Source organism: Streptomyces sp. NPDC051218, from assembly GCF_044455475.1.
In the GTDB taxonomy this organism is placed as follows: domain Bacteria; phylum Actinomycetota; class Actinomycetes; order Streptomycetales; family Streptomycetaceae; genus Streptomyces.
Map to the genome: position 1 here is coordinate 213,766 of NZ_JBITEU010000007.1, position 16,758 is coordinate 230,523.

Genomic DNA, 16,758 nt, shown 5'->3' on the forward strand with positions numbered 1-16,758 from the left:
CGCGCGCGGCGCGCTCTCCTCCGACGTGGGCATTGACGCTCAGGGGGGGGGGAGTCGCGCCGCCGCGGTCGGCTGCGGTGAGCGGCCCCGGTCGCGCTGGGTCACCATGATCTCGGAGGTGGCTGAGTTCGCGAGTGACGTCAGGTCATACGGCGCAGAAGGTGATCGCGGTCGACCAGTTGATGCTTGAGGACCAGACCGACGTGGGCCGCCAGAGCCGCGAAGAAGAGGATCTGCGCGGCGACATGCAGAACGAGCAGCCCGTCACCCGACAGCACCAGTGCGATGCCTGTGGCCGGGACGGCGAGCATGGCCGCGTACAGCGCCGTCTCGGTGCCATGCGCGATACGTCGCTCTCGTCGGGTGAGAGTCGGCGCCCACGGGGGCAGTGGCGTGGCCAGCCGCCAGGCGATCCGGACGACACCCAGGAGGAGGACCGCGGCGCCGAGTACGACGTGCACGGTCAGCAGCGAATCGTCACCGAAGGGCTCATACCCGTCCTCAGAGCCCCGGCCACGGCCTCGCCCGCGGCCCGAGTCCTCGCCGCGCCCGCGGCCGCGCCCCCGACCGTGGCCGCCGTCGTCCGGGTCGAGCAGATACCCCACGACGAACTGCGCGGCCATGGCCACGAAGACCACCCAGTGAAGCGTCTTCGTGACCACTCCATAGCCGTGCGGACCGTTGCGCAAGTGGGTTCTCATCCCTCCAACGTGCCCTCTGGCGGGGTTCCCTAGTCAGAAGGGCGTCCGGCTAGACGCACGGGCGCTCTTCAGCGGCTGTCGCAGGGGTCCTCGTCCGCCGGTATCGGCTGGGTGTCCGCCGCCAGGCAGGAGGAGTACACCCGCGGGGGCGTGGGCCGCGGCTCGGGCTCCGACGTAGCGCCCGCGGCGACGAACGTCCCGGCGGCCACGAAAGACAGCGCCGCGATCGTGGCGAGCCAGGCACCGCGGCTCACTCATCGCCTCCGAAACGGTCGCGGAACGCGTCGCTGCAGTCGTCGTTCTCGGGGCCGGCGTGGACTCCCGCGAGGGCCACCACTCCGTCTTCCGTGCCTTCCTGCTTGGCCTTGGCCAATTGCGTCTCGATGTCCGCGATGTACTTGTCGCACTCGGCGCTGACGGACTTCTCGGGCTGCTGGTCCCGAGCGGAGGAGGCGTCCAGCGCGGCGGTGAGGGCGAGGCCGGCCGCGCACAACACAGCCCACGCGGCAGCCCACTTGCGGCGGCTCATCGATATCGGCTTGGACATCCCGGCATCTTACGAGAAGGGACTACGACGGGACCGCTGCGCCCGGCGACGTATCGTCGGCCTCCGGTTCCTGCGGCGGGTCGCTGAGCTGTTCCCGCAGATAGTTCCAGACCACCGCGATCAGGGCGGCTGCCGGTACCGCGAGCAGGCTGCCCACGACGCCGGCCAGGTTCGCGCCCAGGGTGACGGCCAGCAGGACCACCGCGGCGTGCAGGCCAAGACCGCGGCTCTGGATGATCGGCTGGAACACGTTGCCCTCGAGTTGCTGGACCACGACGATGATCGCCAGCACGATCAGCGCGTCCGTCAGGCCGTTGGACACCAGCGCGATCAGCACCGCAACGAAGCCGGCGAACAGGGCACCCACGATCGGCACGAAGGCGGATACGAAGGTCAGCACGGCCAGCGGGAGCACGAGGGGCACTCCCAGGATCCACAGACCCAGACCGATGAAGACCGCGTCGAGCAGGCCGACGAAGGCCTGAGAACGTACGAACGCGCCCAGAGTGTCCCAGCTGCGCGCCGCCACGATCGGGATGTCCTCGGCGAGCCGGCCGGGGAGCTGACGGGCCAGCCACGGGAGGAACCGCGGGCCGTCCTTGAGGAAGAAGAACATCAGGAAGAGCGCCAGGATCGCGGTGACCAGACCGTTCAACACGGTGCTCAACCCGGTGAAGAGAGTGGTGACCATGCTGCCGACGCTGTCCTTGATCCGGGCGGTCGCCGAGTCGACGCCGTCCGAGATCTGGGCGTCGTTGATGTTCAGGGGCGGCCCGGAGGCCCACTCGCGCAGTTTCTCGATGCCATCGGCCACGCCGTCGGCCAGTTCACCGGACTCGGACGCCACCGGCACCGCGATCAGTGCCACGATGCCCGCGGCGACCAGAAGGAACAGCACGGTCACCACCGAGGCGGCCAGGGCGGGGCGCCACCCGCGTCGGCGCAGGAAGCTGGCCAGCGGCCAGGTCAGTGTGGTGAGCAGGAGTCCCACTATGAGCGGCCAGACGACCGACCACATCCGACCCAGAACCCACAGGGCCACCGCGGCGGCGACAACAACCAGCAGCAACTCGACGGAGACCCGCGCCGATCTGCGGAGCGCGGCGGCGGACTTTGTGGAACTAAGCGTGGCAGGCATGGGGGACACCCTATTGATACTCCAGTCGTAAGCTGCACCGCAGTGGGCAGGGAGTGGACTGGGATGCGGTGGGGGATGCCGATATGTCCTTTCATGACGCGGTCGAGACGGAAGATTTCCTCTACGACTGGGCGGTGCTCTCCCGCAGTACGTCCATCACCGCGCGTGCCCGCGCGGTCTGTGTCATGCCGTCAAGCGTCGCGATTCTTACCTCCAACGGGCGTCCGGCGTCCCGTAGTTCGAGTTCTGCGAGCTCGCCGCCGCCGTAGGTCCGGTCGGTCGCGGGGCGTTGGTTGAGCACGGAGTAGCCGAGGCCGCGGGCCACCATGGAGCGCACCGTCTCGTAACTGCGGGTGCGGTAGCGGACGTCGGGGGCGGTGCCGGTGGCGGCGACGAGGGAGCGGAAGTAGTCGCGGCTGTGCGGGAGGTCGAGGAGGACCAGCGGTTCCGCGGACAGTTCGGCCAGGCGCACGCTGCCCTGGCCCGCCAGTGGGTGGTCGGCCGCGACGATGACGTAGGCGGGGGCGCGGGCGATCGTCTCGCTGCGCAGCTCCGGCTCGGTGGAAAGGCCCAGATCGTAGGTGAGGGCGAAGTCGATGCGCCCCGCGGTCAGGGCCTCGACGAGCTGGTCCGCCTCCGCCTCCACCACGTCGATCTCGATGCCGGGGTGCAGGCGCGTGCACTCGCTGAACAGGCGCGGCAGATAGTACGGGGCCAAGGTCACGAAACAGCCGACGGCCACCGGCCCGGAGAGCTCCGCGCCGTCCCCCCGCGCCTCCCGCTCGACCTCGCGCGCGCGGGCAATGAGGTCACGGCCCTGCGTGCGCAGCCTTTCCCCCGCAGGGGTCAGGGTCAGGCCCCGCCCCCGGCGGCGGATGAACAGCTGCACCTGGAGGTCCCGCTCCAGATTGTGGATGGCGGCGGACACGGCGGACTGTGCGATGTGCAGCTCGGCCGACGCCTCCGTCATGGAGCCGCGTTCGGCGGCGACCAGGAAGTAACGCAGCTGAACGAGCGTGAAACCCAACGGCGACGTCATACGAGCCCTCGTGCTAGGTGAACCGGGTGCGGGCCCGACTCTAGGCGCCGTCCACGTCCGATCCAGGCGTCGTCCGCGTCCGAGCCGCCACGTCCTCGGCATGCAGCAGCGCCGAGCCGGCCGTCTCCTTCAGGGAGAGTGCCGCGATCAGGCCGCCCACGGCGAACACCATCAGATACGGACCCGGCACCAGCGTGCTCCCGGTCGCCGAGATGAGCAGCGTCATCAAGTACGGCACGGTGCCCGCGAACAGCGCCGCCGTCACGTTGTACGAGATGGAGAGCCCGCTCTGCCGGGTGCGCGTGGGGAAGACCTCCGCCGACCACACCGCGTACGTGCCGAGGATCGCGGCCAGGATCGCGCCGAGCGCGAGACCGGCGATCCACGTTCCGGCCATCCCGGTCCGCATCAGCCAGAACGCGGGGGTGGCGACGATCAGGAGGGCCACCGTCGCCCCGATGAACACCGGCTTGCGGCCCACCCGGTCGGACAGCCTGCCGAACAGGGGTACCAGCACGAGGCCGAGCAGGGAGATGACGGTGGACAGCAGGGCCGCGCTGTCGGCCGAGTGACCGAGGTGGTCGGTCTCGTAGGTGACCAGGTAGGTAAGCACCGCGTAGAAGGGGACGTGCATGGCCGCCATCAGGCCCGCCGCCTGGAGCAGTTGGCGCTTGTGGGAGCGGAGCAGCTCGCGGGCCGGGCTGCGCGGGACGGTGTCGTTCTCCTCAAGTGCCCGGTACTCCGGGGTGTCCTCGATCTTGTTGCGGATGACCACGCCGATGATGCCGAGCGGCGCCGCGACGAGGAACGGGATACGCCAGCCCCAGGAGGTGAGCTGGGCGTCGTCGAGCCCCGTCGACAGGAGCAGGAAGACGAACGAGCCGGCCAGGAAGCCGAGCAGTGAGCCGACCTCCAGCCAGCTCACACCGAATCCGCGCCGTCGGCGCGGCGCGCTCTCCGCGAGGAAGCTGGCCGCACTGCCGAACTCGCCGCCCGCCGCGAACCCCTGGATCAGACGGAGGACCACCAGGAGCACCGGGGCGGCGACCCCGATCGAGTCGTAGCCGGGCAGCAGGCCGATCGCCAGCGTCGCGCCGGACATCATGAAAATGACCAGGGACAGCGTGCGCTTGCGGCCGATCCTGTCGCCGAGCGGCCCGAAGACGAGGGCACCGATCGGCCGTACGCCGAAGGAGACGGCGAAGACGCCGAACACCGCGAGCAGCCCGGTCGTACTGTCACCGGCGGGGAAGAACACCTTCGCCACGGTGCCGGCGAGATAGGCGTACGCGGCCCAGTCGAACCAGTGCACGAAGACGCCGACGGCCCCCGCCGCGATGCTGCGACGCAACGTGGCCACGTCGGTGGGGACTTCGGCCGCGGTGTCCTGAGGCTCGGTCACGGTCATGTCGACGTCTCCTCTGCCGGTCGGCAGCGGTCCACGCCCGTCCACGCCAGCGCCGTCGCCGCGTCGAGCAGTGCCCGCTGTGCGGTGGAGCCCACGCAGTACGCGGCGAACTCGTGCTGGTGGTTGGTGGCGGGCAGGGAGCCGATGCCGATGTAGGGGTGGATGGCGGGCACCACCTGTGACACGTTGCCCATGTCGGTGGAGGCCCGGTTCATGCGCGCGGCCTGGCCCGGCGGGGCGAATGCACGCCCCAGAGTGACGGCGTTGGAACGGTAGTGCGCCAGAGCCTTCTCGTCCGCGCGGAACTCCGCGTACGGCTTGCTCTCCGGTTCGATCTCCAGGTCGCAGCCGGTCGCCAGCGCGCCCGCCTCGAAGGCCCGCATGACGCGCGGCTCCAACTCGGCGAGTTCCGCGAGGGTTTCGGCCCGTACGTACCAGCGGCCCGAGGAGCGCTCCGGGATGGCGTTCGGTGCGTCCCCCGCGTGTGTCACGACGCCGTGCACGCGCGCGGAGGCCGGGAGTTGCTGGCGCAGCAGGCCGATGGCGACCTGCGCCACGGTGAAGGCGTCGGCCGCGTTGATCCCGGCCTCGGGGTAGGCGGCGGCGTGCGCGGACTTGCCGGTGTAGGCGACCTTCGAGTGGCTGACGGCGAAGGGGCGGGCCTCGGCGACGTCGACGGGTGCCGGGTGCGCCATCATCGCGAGGTCGACTCCGGCGAAGGCGCCGCGGTCGAGCAGCTCGATCTTGCCGCCGCCGCCCTCCTCGGCGGGAGTGCCGTAGACCTCGACGGTGAGCCCGGCGTCGTCGGCCACGGCGGCGAGGCCGAGCGCGGCGCCGACCGAACTCGCGGCGATGAGGTTGTGCCCGCACGCGTGCCCGAGGCCGGGCAGCGCGTCGTACTCGGCGCACAGCGCGATCCGGGTGGGCCCGCTGCCGAAGGAGGCGTGGAACGCGGTGTCCAGACCCAGGTAGGACGCGGTGACGCCGAAGCCGGCCCGGTCGAGCAGCTCCGGCACGCGGGCGGCTGCCCGGTGTTCCTCCCAGGCGGTCTCCGGGTCGGCGTGCAGGTGTTCGGACAACGCGACCAGATCGTCGGCGTGCCGGTCGACGGCCGTGCGGGCGGCCTCTTTCAGGGCGCTCATCGTTCATCTCCGGGAACGCCGTACGAGGGCGAGGTCGCCGGGTCGAGGCCGCGCGTCACGTAGTCGTCGCGCTGCGGCAGCCAGACGTCGAGGAGCTCGCCGAGCCGGTCGATCGGGTCGTCGGCCCAGTCGATGCGCAGGTCGGTGACCCGCCAGCCGACGTCCGCGACGACCGCCATCCCTGCCGAGCGCACCGGACCCTGCTCGCCGCCCGCCGCGACGGCGGCCTTCATCGCGGTGATCAGCCGCTCCTCGAGCTCTCCGGTGGCCTGCTGGTACGCCTCCAGGAGCACGCCGGGGATGTGCTTCCCCGACAGCATGTTGCCGGCCGCCACGGCGCCGTCCGCGGTGGCCGACGCGTAGGTGCCGAGCGTGTGCGGGCCGCTGTGGGCGAAGCCGGGGCCTTGCCGTCCCAGGACGGTCAACTGCCGGTAGGCGATGGTCTTTTCGTTGACTGCGGCGCCGGTGATTTCGGCGAGGGCGCGCTCGGCGTCACCGTGCGCGGCCAGGCCGTCGAGGAGGGCCGTGCCGAGCATGGGGTCGGTGATGTTCTGCGAGCTCGCGGCGCCGACGCCGGGACGCAGATGGGCGATGCGGGCGGCGACCGCTGGGCTTGACGAGCTGCCCGCGATGCCGAACCGCTCACCGTCGCGTACGACAAGGGAGAACGTCATGCCCGCTCCTCCCTCGGAATGACGGCGACGGCCCTCGGAATGACGGCGACGGCGTCGATCTCGCACAGCCACTCGGGACGGGCGAGCGCCGAGACGACCAGGCCGGTGGAGATGGGGTGGACGCCCTTGGTCCAGCGCCCGACCGTGCGGTACACCGCTTCCCGATACCGCGGGTCGATCAGGTAGATCGTCAGCTTGACCAGGTGTTCCATCCGGCTGCCGGACTCTTCGAGCAGCATCTTGATGTTGGCCATGGCCTGCTCGGCCTGTGCCTCGGCGTCGCCGACGCCGACGGATTCGCTGGTGTCGAGGTCCTGGCCGATCTGCCCGCGCACGTACACCGTGTCGCCGGCGACGACGGCCTGGCAGAGGTCGTTGTCGAGGCTCTGCTCGGGGTAGGTGTCGCGGGTGTTGAACGGCCGGATCCGGGTGTGCCCGCCGGCCACGATCGGGGCGTTTGCCATGGTCTGCTCCTCAGCTGGTGCCGTACACGGGTCAGTTGCTGCCGTACGCGAGGTATCCGCGCCGGGTCGTGATGTGATCGGCGATGTACCGGGCGTCGTGCCAGACACCCCAGATGAAGCTCGACCCGCGGCGGGACAGCCACGGCAGGCCCAGGAAGTAGACGCCGGGCTCGCGGGAGATGCCCCGGCTCTGGACGGGCCGGCCTTCCTCGTCGAACGCGTCGACGTCGAGCCAGCCGTAGTCGGCGGCGAAGCCGGTGGCCCAGACGATCGAGGTGACCCCGGCCTCCGCCAGGTCGAGTTCGAGCCGGGGGTCGCTCACGCACGCCGGATCGGGGCCAAGGACATGCGCCTGCGGCTCCTCGGGAAGGTCGAGCCCATTGCGCTCGACATACGCGTCGGCCGCCCGCAGCAGCGCCAGGTACTTCTCGTCGCCGGCCGCGATGTTCGTGGCGAGGTCGGGCGCGAAGCGCAGCACACCCTTGTCGTACGCCGCGGTCATGCCGACGAGTTCGACACCGGTACCGGCAAGCGCGCGGAAGTCCACGGTGTGGCCGCCGCGCGCACCGCTGACCGCGATGGTGACATGGGCGGCGCCCTGCGGTGGCGTGGTCAGGTCCCAGAGCCCGAGCACCCCGAGCCACCAGCAGAAGTCACGCCCCCGGTACTCGCGCGGCGGCCGGTCGTGCGGGCCCACCGACAGGAACACCCGGCGCCCGGCCCTGCGCAGTTCATCGGCGATCTGCACCCCGGAGGAGCCGGCACCGACCACGAGGACGGCGCCCCCGGGCAGTTGCTCCGGATTGCGGTAACCGCTGGAGTGGATCTGCGTCGTCACGGCGCCGTTCGGGACGATCGGCGGGACCACGGGCCGCTGGAAGGGGCCGGTCGCGGCGACGACGAACCGCGCGTCGATGGAACCCTCGGACGTCTCGACCCGGAAGCCCGGCCGGCCCTCGTGCTTGCGCACCGACGTCACCTCGACGCCGCAGCGGACCGGGGCGCCGATCTTCTCGGCGTACGCGACGAAGTACTCCGCGACCTGTTCCTTCGTCGCGAAGGCGTCGGGGGCGATGTCGGGGAATTCGAGGTTGGGGAACCTGTCGTGCCAGGCGGGCCCGTTCGCGACCAGGGAGTCCCAGCGTTCCGTGCGCCAGCGCTCGGCGATCCGGTGCCGCTCGACGACGATGTGCGGTATGCCCTCGGCCCCCAGGTGCTCGCTCATCGCGACGCCGGCCTGGCCCGCCCCGACGACGACAACTTCCGTCTCTTCACTCGCCATTTCGGCCTCCAGTCAGGCGGTAGTCCACCTATCTTTGGGTGCCTCCGAAACCCTGTCCAACAGATGTTTCAGTGGAGAGTGATCTGATTTTCCGATGCGGTACCGCAGGCGCGCACTGTCCGCCGAGCGACGCTCGGCGGACAGTGCGGCACGGTTCCATCGGCTGCCGGGGCGTGCTTTCGGTGCCTTCGGCTGTCGGCGTCACACGGTGATCGCGCCGTCCGACGCCGAGCCGACCGCTGCCGCGTACTTACTGAGGACGCCGCGTTCGACAGTGCGGTCCGGGCGGGTCCAGCGCGCCCGGCGCTCCGCGAGCTCCTCGGCCGGGACGTCGAGGTCGAGCGTGCGGCGCGCGGAGTCGACGACGACCGTGTCACCGTCCGCCACCAGGGCGATGGGGCCCCCGTGCCACGCCTCGGGGGCGACATGGCCGATCACGAGGCCGCGGGAGACGCCGCTGAAGCGTCCGTCGGTGACCAAGGTGACCGATTCCCCGAGGCCCTGCCCGACCAGGGCGCCGGTGATCGACAGCATCTCCCGCATGCCCGGACCGCCCGCCGGGCCCTCGTAGCGGACGATCACCACGTCGCCCTCCGTGATCCGGCCGCCCTGGATGGCCTCGAAGCACTCCTCCTCGGAGTCGAAGACCCGGGCCGGGCCCTGCCGGACGAAGTCGGGGCGTCCGCCCAGCTTGAGCACACAGCCGTCCGGAGAGAGCGAGCCGCGCAGGATTGCCAGGGCGCCCGCCGGCTTGACGGGGGACTTCACCTCGCGCACCACTGTCTGCCCCTCCGTCCCTACGGCGGCCGCGGCGACGTCCGCCGGTGAACGGCCGTCGACCAGGGTCACCGACTCGCGCAGCACACCGGCCTCCAGCAGCCGCGCCGCCACCAGCGAAGTGCCGCCGGCCCGCCACAGATCCGCCGCCGTGTGGGGTCCGGACGGCTTCAGCGCGGTGATGATCGGCACCTCACGGCATACCGTGCCGATCGTGTCGATGGAGAGGTCGATGCCCGCCTCGCGGGCGATGGCCAGCAGATGCAGTACGGCGTTGGTGGAGCCGCCCGTGGCGGCCACGGAGACGATCGCGTTGTGGAAGGCGTCCGCGGTCAGGATCGAGGAGGGCCGTAGGTCGCGGGCCGCTACGTCGAGGGCGAGTTCGCCCACGCGCTCGGCCGCGGCGGTCTTCTCCGCGGCCGTGGCGGGGATGTCGCCGACGCCGAACGGTGCGAGGCCGAGGAAGTCCGCGACGGTGCCCATCGTGTTCGCGGTGTACTGCGCCGCGCAGGTTCCGGCGCCCGGGCAGGCGTGCCGGGCCAGATCGTCCACGTCGTCCTGGCTGACGCGGCCGACGGCCCGCTCGCCGAGGGCCTCCCACATGTCCTGGATGGTCACCTCGCGCCCGCGCCACGTGCCCGGCATCATGCTGCCGCTGTAGAGGAGCACGGAAGGGATGTCCAGGCGGGCCATGGCCATCATCGCGGCGGGCACCGTCTTGTCGCAGCCGACGATGCAGACCATGGCGTCGAACTGATGGGCTCGCCCCATGAGTTCGATCGAGTCCGCGATGACCTCGCGGCTGACGAGCGAGGCCCGCATGCCGGGCGTGCCCATCGTCAGGTTGTCCGAGACGGCGATGGTGTTGAACTCCATGGGTGTCCCGCCCGCCCGGCGCACGCCTGCGGCGACGTGACGTGCCAGGTCACGGTGCGTGAGGTTGCAGGGCATCGTCCCGGTCCAGGTCGAGGCGATGCCGACGGTGGGCTGCCGCATCTCCTCCTCGGTCAGGCCCATCGCGTACAGGTGTGAGCGGGCCGGTGCGCGGTCGGGATCGTCGGCGATGTTCATCGCGGCTCCTTCAGCGGAGAGGGGGGGGAGGGGAGGGGGGGAGAAGCCCGCTGGGGTCGGCGGTGGGTTCCATACCCACGCGGTGCGGGGTTCCCTTGGTCGACCTGTTCGGTGGCGATCCACGGACCGAGCGGGCAGAACCCGTCGAAGTTCTTGCCTCGGAACCACTGCCCGTCGGAGAATCGTGCGTCCCGCGCCGACACGTCGTTGGCGACGGTGTAGCCGAACGTACGACATGGCGTTCTGCGCGCTCACCTCACGCGCCGTACGGCCGATGACGAAGGCCCGCTCGGCCCCCCAGTCCAGTTGACCGCTCAGCGCGCCGGTAGGGGGTGGATCGTGACGCCCTGGACGACCCGGTTGACCTCCCCGTCGGGGAAGGGATTGTCGGGCCGCATTCCGCAGGCCAACGAGGCTGCCAGCGCTATGAGTTGGGCGCACAGCACGGCGGGCAGTGCCAGCGCGGCGTCCTCGGCCTCGGCCATGCCCTCCACCAGCCAGGTGTGTTCGGCCGGGAGCCCGTCGGGCCGTGCGGCGACGGCCACCACCTGGCCGGCGGGCAGGGCGCCGCGCAGTTCCCGGAAGATGTCCAGGTCGTACTGGCGCGTGTAGGGGTTGTTCGACACATAGACGATGGCCGCCGTCCGCTGGGTGAGGAACGCCTTGGGGCCGTGCCGGAAGCCCAGCGACGATTCGGGCAGAGCGGTGACCGCGCCTCCGGTCAGCTCAAGCAGCTTGAGCGCGGACTCGCCGGCGAGGGCTTGCAGCGCGCCGCTTCCCAGGTAGACGAAACGGTCCGGAGCGCGATCGGTCAGTTCCTCGACCCGGGCGGGCACTGCGCCGGACAGCAGGCCCCGGGCCGCGGCGGCGCAGTCGTCAAGCCCTTGGACGCTGCTGCCGCCCAGCGCGCTGAGCGCCCCGAGGAGCATGCACGTCAGGCTGGAGGTCATCGCGAAGCCCTGGTCCTCCGCCTCCGGAGGCGTCAGGAGCACGTAGGAGTCGGCGCGGTGCCGATGCCGATCGGCCAGGGCGCCGTCCGTGTTGCAGGTGATGACGAGGTGGGCGCAGTGGTCGAGCAGCCGGTCGGCGATCTCGGTCGCCGCGATGCTCTCGGGGCTGTTGCCGGAGCGTGCGAAGGACACCAGCAGGGTCGGCCGGTCAGGCTCCTCGAAGCATGTGTCGGGGTGGGCCGTGATGTCCGTAGTGGCGACGGCCTCGACCGCCCGGCCCGTTGCTCGCGCGAGGGCCGACCGTGCGATCTGCCCCGCGTAGGCGGAGGTCCCCGCGCCCGTGAGGACGATACGCAGCCGTGCCTCAGCAAGCAGGGGGGCGAGGAACACGTCGATGGCGGAGCGCTCCTGCGTCAGGCGGGAGGCCATCTCGGCCCACAGGAGCGGTTGTTGGTGGATTTCACGGTGCGTGTGGGCGGCGCCTTGCGGCACGGACGGGCCCTCGGTGGTTTCGGGGACGGCGGTCTTCACGCGAGCTCCTTCGAGCAGGGGCGAGTGGGGGTGCGGGGGCGGGTGGGGATGGTTGATGGGTTCGGTCCGGGTGGTCGGGCCGGGCGACGAGAATCTCGGCGCTGATGCTGGGCCGTCAGCGCCACATCCGCACCTTATTAACTCGCATTCACAAGCGTCAATGAGCAGAAACGAGCAACAGTGAGCGATGATGTCCGGGTGGGCCCGGCGGGTCTCGCGTGCCGCAGCCCTGCTGAAGTGAACGCGCTGAACTGCCCCTGACGAAAAAGACGGAGCCCGATGGCTGAAAAGCCCTCAGGCGAATAGTCCTCAGGCCCAGACCCTGCCCATGCGTCAAAGGCCGCACGTTCGCTGGTCGTTGGAGCCACCCGTATCCTGCGCCCCGCGGTCACGGCGCTGACCGGACGAGGCGTGTCCGTGACCGCCGTTGCCCGCTCCGCGCCCGACTTGCGAGAACTCGCCGATGGACAAGCGGGCCGCGGCACCCCACTCGCCGCGGACATCACGGCGGACGCCTTCGGCGCGGAGCTGCGCGGCACCGCCGAAAGGCCCCGGCCCCGTCGTCCTCCTGGTAACGAGCGAACGGGCAGCACCGGACCGTACCAGCGCCGACTCCGAGGTCTGGCTCGCCAATGACCTGCCCGCCGCAGCCCGTTCGGAAGCGGCGAGCAGACTGCTCGTACTGGGCTGGCAGGGGCAGGGGCAAGGGCACACTGCGCGCCGGCACGCACCGCAGGAGATCTCCGCTGCCGCTCTCGCTCTCCTGGACGCCCGGCGGACAAGGACGCCGTGTTGGGAGGGGCCGCTTGTGGGCGTCGCGGCCGGAGTGAGCGTGCGTGCGCCGTCGCACGCATCTGAGTCAACGCACGCATCTGAGTCAACGCACGCAGTTGAGTCCACGCACGCATCCGAGTCACATTCCGGCAAGGATGAGCATCCCCAGTAAGCTGCCGGTGCGGCAGGCGGACCACCGTCGGCCCAAGATGCCCCGGGTGCCGAGGCCGAGCAGGGCGCCGGGACCATGACGAGGGAAGAGAGACCAGGCCATGCTGGGCGCCGAGCGAAGGAAGAGGCTGCTTCACGCGGTGCGCGCGGAGGGCGTCGCGCATGTGGGCACGCTCGCCGAGCGTCTGGACGTCAGCCCTTCGACCATTCGCAGGGACCTGTCCGCGCTGCAGTCCCAGGGCCTGTTGAACCGTACCCACGGCGGCGCGATGGCCGAGGCGGTCCAGGCGGACGAGGCGGACCGTCCTCAGCGCAGCGGATTCGCCTCCTGGGAGAAGAGCAAGCTGGCGAGCGCCGCCGTGGAGCACATCGCCCCCGGGGCCACGATCCTCATCACGGGCGGCACGACCACGGCCGCGATGGTGCCGCTGCTCGACGGGATCGAGCGGCTGACCGTCGTGACCAACTCGCTCCATCTGGCCGGTGAACTAGCCCAGTTCGAGGACATCAGCACGGTGGTGCTCGGCGGATACCTGCGCCACCGCGAGATGTCCCTGCTGGGTCACCTGACACGTCAGGCCCTTGAAGAGCTGCAGGTGGACGAGGCGTTCGTGGGCGCCTACGGCATCACGGGCGCGGGGATCAGCGGTGCGCACGTGGACGAGGCGGAGACCGACCGGTGGCTGCTCTCGCGCGTACGGCGGGTCACGGCCCTGGTCGACGGGTCGAAGTTCAGCCGCTCGGGTCCCGTGCGGATCGCCCCCGCCGTCCGGCTGCACCGGGTGATCACCGACGGCTCGGCGCCCGAGAACGAGTTGGGGGCACTGCGCGCTGCCGGTGTGGACGTCGTGCAGGTCTGACCGGCCGCAGGGGGGCCCGGTCAGACGCCCGTCGGCCGCAGGCCCGCCGCCCACTCGACCCAGGCCTCCCCGTGCCGAACGCCCCACCGTTCGGCCAACGCCCCCGCTGCTGCATCCAGTGCCCTGCGCGTCGCCTCACTGCCCCGGTCGGATCCGTGCACGACAGCCAGCGGCCGGGTAGCCACGATCCCGTCCCCCCGTACTGATCAGGAAGGTCTCGCACAGCACCGCGACCACACTGAGGGCGGCAGCCCCAGGGCCGCGGCGACTCAGACCTCAACCGGCGACAGTGACTGTTTCGACGTCCTCCGCGTAGCGACGCAGTTCGGCCACAGATGGTCCTTTCAACTGGCCGGACCGTTGTGGTAGTTGACCATGCGCAGGAACTGGCCCGCACGCAGATCGTTTTCCGTGCACTCCGCGCTGACGCCCAGCTCGGTCTTCAGTGTGCCCTTCGAGCTGATCGCGGTAGACGGAGAAGGCGTCAGCGAGTTCGGCGGAGTCGGCCGACTGGCCGTGATCAACTGACCTTGCCACTGTGCTGGTTCACGCGACTGGCGGCAATGATGCGCACGCCTTGACTGAAACTGCTCACTTGAGTGGGTGCGTGCGTGGCGGCAGCTTCACGCTGAACCCCCGCCGGAGACCGCGACCCGTCGATGCTCGGCTCAGCGTTCAGCGTTCAGCGAGCAAGAGCGCGTAGCAGCCGTACGTATCGACCCCGTCGGGCAGGGCGCGCAACCGCTCCCGTGCAAGCGAGTTCGGCGCGGTCCAGGCTGTCCTCCAGGAGTGCGTCGTGGAGTGGCTGCCAGACCGGCGGCCAGGTGAGCCGTGCCAGGCCGCGTGCGTTCATGGCGAGGGTGTGGCGCAGCAGCGTGTGTTCCTCGTCGACGGCCAGGACGGCGTACTCGTGGAAGCCATGAAAGCCGCGTGGCCCGCTGAAGGTGAAGCGCACCCAGGTGGAGGGGGCGTAGGCGGCGACGGTGTACCTGACAGGGCCGTGGCCACCGACCGCCCCGGCAGCCAGCGGGCGGTCGAACTTCATGGGCGGCCATTCCTCGCGCGGCCACAGCGCGTCCTCGGATCCGGCCAGGGTATCGATCAGCGCACCCACCTCGCTCTCCGTCGCGGCCAGCACGCGCTCGTGAACGTTGTAGATGCCCATAGGGTCTCCCGGGGCTAGTCATGGAAAGCGTTATAGAGAGCGGTCTCTAATACGTTTGAGAATACTCTCTGGGGCATGGCAAGACCACCCCGATTCGACATGCACCAACTCCTCGACGCCGCCGTGCGGCGGGCCGCCGCTGCGGGGCCGACCGGCGTCACCATGTCCGCCGTGGCCAAGGAGGTAGGAGCCCCGAGCGGCTCGGTGTACCACCGGTTCGCCGGACGGACGGCTCTGCTCGCGGAAGTGTGGCTGCGGACGGTCGAGAGGTTCCAGGAGGGGTACCTCGCGACGCTCGAAGCAGAAGCCGACGCCCAGCGGGCCGGGGCAACGGCAGCCCGCCAGGTCGTCGCCTGGGCCAGGGCCCACCCGGAGGAAGCCGCTCTCCTCCTCTACGGCGCCGAGGACTTCGGGCGCTCCGAATGGCCGGAGGAACTCATCCGGCGCGCGGACCGCGGCAACCAGCGCGTCTACACCGCACTCGCATCCGTCGCCGCAGCTCTGGGTGCAGAGGACCCCCAGGCCACGGAAGGTGTCACGCTCGCCCTGGTCGACCTGCCCCTGGCACTGGTACGCCGCCACCTGCGCGCCGGCAAGCCCCTCCCCGCCCATGCCGAGGATCTGGCCGAGGAATCCGCCACCGCGCTGCTCAGCATGATTTCTGCGAAGCCGGCCGCCACCGGCTGAGGGGTTGCCGACGCTGTCAGCGTCCGGCCGTTGTCAGTGCCTGCTGGCAGGATCACCGCCATGAAACCGTTGCTTCTCACCGACATCGAACGAGCCGTTCGCAGCAGTTGGAGTGCCGAGACGTGCACTCCTGAGTTCCGGTCGCGCTGGTCCGAGGACAACCCGGCCCGGGATCAGTGCGGGGTGACCGCCATGGTGCTCAACGACCTGCTGGGAGGTGAGTTGATCCGCGGAGAGGTCCACGTCGACGGAGAGCGTGTGGACTTCCACTGGTGGAACCGTCTGGGCATGGGCGTTGAGATCGACCTCACCCGCGAGCAGTTTCGGCCGGAGGAGATCGTCACGGGAGGCATCGTGATCCCCCGCCCGCCCGTGGCCGAATGGCGCAGGCTCCAGGAGGAGTACGAGCTTCTCCGCGACCGCGTCTCGGAGAAGCTCGATCGGCAGCAGGCGACGGACTCCGCGGCTGCGGCCGGGGCGCCTCAGCCGGCTTGAACCTCCAACCTGAACCCCAAAAGGGGTGGCTGGTGCGACCGTGACGGCCCGAGGGCGGGCACGATCAAGTTCCACCGGCAAGGTCGTCGGAGTGTCCGGCGTCGAGTCGCGGCCACTGGGCAACGGGCCGTCCGCCCGACTCCTCCGACACCGGCCGCCACGTGGGTGAGCCGCTGTGGGTCCTCATGGAGCAGTGTTGGGGCCAGCCGGGCGGTGAGTCCTCCCAAGGCTCCTGACGGCCGTAGACGGCGAGGTCCATAAGTGCGTAGCTGTAGTCCATCGCCTCCACGCCGCGGCGGTTCGTCCAGTAGGTCTCGAAGACGCGGTCGCCGTCCCGGAGGTAGCACACGAGGTGGAACAACCCGATCTCGCGGCCTACGAGGAGCGTATCGAGGGAGGGTTGCGCCGAGTACCACGGCATGGTCCAGCCCATGAAGTCCCGATAGCGCAGGCTCTCGTCGTACGAGACCTGCGGGTCGCCGGGGCCGAACGCGGTGTTGCGGCCCTGACTGAAGACGGCGTAGGTGATGTCACGGGAGTGCAGGTAGGACAGCTCGGCGACCTGGCTGAGGAACAGCGTGCACCCTTCGCACTGCTCCGGCGCGGGCCGGGTCGGCCACCACATGAAGTAGTACGCGGCGAGCTGTCGGCGGCCTTCGAACGCGTCCCGCAGGGTGAGCGGGCCGTTCGGTCCGATCAGCTCGAGCCCGGGGTCGACCTCGACCATGGGGAGGCGCCGACGGGAAGCGGCGATCGCATCGCCTTCCCGGGTGTGCGCCTTCTCCCGGGCCCGCAGGTTGTCGAGTTCGGCCTGAAAGGTGGCGCGGTCGACGACCGCGGGCTTGCCGGGGATTGCTGATTCATCCGTCATGGCTGCTTCTC

18 protein-coding genes are annotated in these 16,758 nt (G+C 70.4%); 3 read left to right on the top strand and 15 right to left on the bottom strand.

All coding sequences use genetic code 11. The features are described from left to right. Positions 1-140 precede the first annotated feature (140 nt). The 13 genes from ACIBCK_RS22170 to ACIBCK_RS22230 form a co-directional block, all read right to left on the bottom strand. Positions 141-701, bottom strand: a complete 561-nt coding sequence (locus ACIBCK_RS22170; protein WP_399392680.1) for a cytochrome b — start codon at positions 699-701, stop codon at positions 141-143. A gap of 68 nt (positions 702-769) precedes the next feature. Further along, positions 770-955 carry a hypothetical protein gene (locus ACIBCK_RS22175; RefSeq protein ID WP_399392682.1) on the bottom strand — a complete coding sequence of 62 codons (186 nt, stop codon included), beginning with the start codon at positions 953-955 and terminating at the stop codon, positions 770-772. Beyond that, entirely contained in the window at positions 952-1,248 is a 297-nt protein-coding gene (locus tag ACIBCK_RS22180; protein ID WP_399392683.1) for a hypothetical protein, read from the bottom strand. The genes ACIBCK_RS22175 and ACIBCK_RS22180 overlap by 4 nt, the downstream gene beginning before the upstream one ends. 22 nt (positions 1,249-1,270) lie before the next feature. Further along, on the bottom strand, positions 1,271-2,386 hold the full coding sequence (locus tag ACIBCK_RS22185) for an AI-2E family transporter (protein WP_399392685.1): 1,116 nt from the start codon (positions 2,384-2,386) through the stop codon (positions 1,271-1,273). A gap of 121 nt (positions 2,387-2,507) precedes the next feature. Then, positions 2,508-3,425: a LysR family transcriptional regulator gene (locus ACIBCK_RS22190; RefSeq protein ID WP_399392687.1), complete on the bottom strand. Its 918-nt coding sequence runs from the start codon at positions 3,423-3,425 to the stop codon at positions 2,508-2,510. A 40-nt stretch (positions 3,426-3,465) separates the two neighbouring features. Continuing rightward, positions 3,466-4,833 (bottom strand): MFS transporter, encoded by a 1,368-nt coding sequence (locus ACIBCK_RS22195; protein WP_399392689.1) that lies wholly within the window; start codon positions 4,831-4,833, stop codon positions 3,466-3,468. Continuing rightward, positions 4,830-5,975, bottom strand: coding sequence for a M20 family metallopeptidase (locus ACIBCK_RS22200; RefSeq protein WP_399392691.1), 1,146 nt, complete (start codon positions 5,973-5,975; stop codon positions 4,830-4,832). Before ACIBCK_RS22200 ends, ACIBCK_RS22195 begins: the two co-directional genes overlap by 4 nt. Next, on the bottom strand, positions 5,972-6,649 hold the full coding sequence (locus ACIBCK_RS22205) for a DUF1028 domain-containing protein (protein ID WP_399392692.1): 678 nt from the start codon (positions 6,647-6,649) through the stop codon (positions 5,972-5,974). Before ACIBCK_RS22205 ends, ACIBCK_RS22200 begins: the two co-directional genes overlap by 4 nt. Continuing rightward, the gene (locus ACIBCK_RS22210) at positions 6,646-7,113 is read right to left on the bottom strand and encodes a RidA family protein (RefSeq protein ID WP_399392694.1); all 468 of its coding nucleotides are present in this window, start codon (positions 7,111-7,113) and stop codon (positions 6,646-6,648) included. Before ACIBCK_RS22210 ends, ACIBCK_RS22205 begins: the two co-directional genes overlap by 4 nt. Positions 7,114-7,144: 31 nt before the next feature. Further along, positions 7,145-8,395 carry a flavin-containing monooxygenase gene (locus tag ACIBCK_RS22215; RefSeq protein WP_399392695.1) on the bottom strand — a complete coding sequence of 417 codons (1,251 nt, stop codon included), beginning with the start codon at positions 8,393-8,395 and terminating at the stop codon, positions 7,145-7,147. Between the two features lie 201 nt (positions 8,396-8,596). Beyond that, positions 8,597-10,243: a dihydroxy-acid dehydratase gene (ilvD, locus tag ACIBCK_RS22220; protein ID WP_399392696.1), complete on the bottom strand. Its 1,647-nt coding sequence runs from the start codon at positions 10,241-10,243 to the stop codon at positions 8,597-8,599. After that, on the bottom strand, positions 10,240-10,446 hold the full coding sequence (locus tag ACIBCK_RS22225) for a fumarylacetoacetate hydrolase family protein (RefSeq protein ID WP_399392698.1): 207 nt from the start codon (positions 10,444-10,446) through the stop codon (positions 10,240-10,242). The genes ilvD and ACIBCK_RS22225 overlap by 4 nt, the downstream gene beginning before the upstream one ends. Before the next feature lie 111 nt (positions 10,447-10,557). Further along, positions 10,558-11,724, bottom strand: coding sequence for an SIS domain-containing protein (locus tag ACIBCK_RS22230; RefSeq protein WP_399392700.1), 1,167 nt, complete (start codon positions 11,722-11,724; stop codon positions 10,558-10,560). A 1,046-nt stretch (positions 11,725-12,770) separates the two neighbouring features. Between ACIBCK_RS22230 and ACIBCK_RS22235 the strand changes: the two genes are divergently transcribed. Further along, positions 12,771-13,529: a DeoR/GlpR family DNA-binding transcription regulator gene (locus tag ACIBCK_RS22235; protein ID WP_399392702.1), complete on the top strand. Its 759-nt coding sequence runs from the start codon at positions 12,771-12,773 to the stop codon at positions 13,527-13,529. A gap of 682 nt (positions 13,530-14,211) precedes the next feature. Here ACIBCK_RS22235 and ACIBCK_RS22240 read toward each other — a convergent pair. Next, complete coding sequence (locus tag ACIBCK_RS22240; RefSeq protein WP_399392703.1) at positions 14,212-14,694, bottom strand: SRPBCC family protein; 483 nt, start codon at positions 14,692-14,694, stop codon at positions 14,212-14,214. A 75-nt stretch (positions 14,695-14,769) separates the two neighbouring features. Between ACIBCK_RS22240 and ACIBCK_RS22245 the strand changes: the two genes are divergently transcribed. Beyond that, positions 14,770-15,381, top strand: coding sequence for a TetR family transcriptional regulator (locus tag ACIBCK_RS22245; RefSeq protein WP_399392705.1), 612 nt, complete (start codon positions 14,770-14,772; stop codon positions 15,379-15,381). Between the two features lie 60 nt (positions 15,382-15,441). Further along, positions 15,442-15,876: a hypothetical protein gene (locus tag ACIBCK_RS22250; RefSeq protein ID WP_399392707.1), complete on the top strand. Its 435-nt coding sequence runs from the start codon at positions 15,442-15,444 to the stop codon at positions 15,874-15,876. 64 nt (positions 15,877-15,940) lie between these two features. On the opposite strand, the gene ACIBCK_RS22255 is transcribed toward ACIBCK_RS22250, so the two are convergent. Further along, on the bottom strand, positions 15,941-16,747 hold the full coding sequence (locus ACIBCK_RS22255; protein WP_399392709.1) for a DUF899 family protein: 807 nt from the start codon (positions 16,745-16,747) through the stop codon (positions 15,941-15,943). Positions 16,748-16,758: the final 11 nt, after the last annotated feature.

Coding starts and splice junctions, on each gene's coding strand:
- ACIBCK_RS22170 (WP_399392680.1), bottom strand. CDS start 701: ATGAGAACCCACTTGCGCAACGGTCCGCACGGCTATGGAGTGGTCACG.
- ACIBCK_RS22180 (WP_399392683.1), bottom strand. CDS start 1,248: ATGTCCAAGCCGATATCGATGAGCCGCCGCAAGTGGGCTGCCGCGTGG.
- ACIBCK_RS22185 (WP_399392685.1), bottom strand. CDS start 2,386: ATGCCTGCCACGCTTAGTTCCACAAAGTCCGCCGCCGCGCTCCGCAGA.
- ACIBCK_RS22190 (WP_399392687.1), bottom strand. CDS start 3,425: ATGACGTCGCCGTTGGGTTTCACGCTCGTTCAGCTGCGTTACTTCCTG.
- ACIBCK_RS22195 (WP_399392689.1), bottom strand. CDS start 4,833: ATGACCGTGACCGAGCCTCAGGACACCGCGGCCGAAGTCCCCACCGAC.
- ACIBCK_RS22200 (WP_399392691.1), bottom strand. CDS start 5,975: ATGAGCGCCCTGAAAGAGGCCGCCCGCACGGCCGTCGACCGGCACGCC.
- ACIBCK_RS22205 (WP_399392692.1), bottom strand. CDS start 6,649: ATGACGTTCTCCCTTGTCGTACGCGACGGTGAGCGGTTCGGCATCGCG.
- ACIBCK_RS22210 (WP_399392694.1), bottom strand. CDS start 7,113: ATGGCAAACGCCCCGATCGTGGCCGGCGGGCACACCCGGATCCGGCCG.
- ACIBCK_RS22215 (WP_399392695.1), bottom strand. CDS start 8,395: ATGGCGAGTGAAGAGACGGAAGTTGTCGTCGTCGGGGCGGGCCAGGCC.
- ilvD (WP_399392696.1), bottom strand. CDS start 10,243: ATGAACATCGCCGACGATCCCGACCGCGCACCGGCCCGCTCACACCTG.
- ACIBCK_RS22235 (WP_399392702.1), top strand. CDS start 12,771: ATGCTGGGCGCCGAGCGAAGGAAGAGGCTGCTTCACGCGGTGCGCGCG.
- ACIBCK_RS22240 (WP_399392703.1), bottom strand. CDS start 14,694: ATGGGCATCTACAACGTTCACGAGCGCGTGCTGGCCGCGACGGAGAGC.
- ACIBCK_RS22245 (WP_399392705.1), top strand. CDS start 14,770: ATGGCAAGACCACCCCGATTCGACATGCACCAACTCCTCGACGCCGCC.
- ACIBCK_RS22250 (WP_399392707.1), top strand. CDS start 15,442: ATGAAACCGTTGCTTCTCACCGACATCGAACGAGCCGTTCGCAGCAGT.
- ACIBCK_RS22255 (WP_399392709.1), bottom strand. CDS start 16,747: ATGACGGATGAATCAGCAATCCCCGGCAAGCCCGCGGTCGTCGACCGC.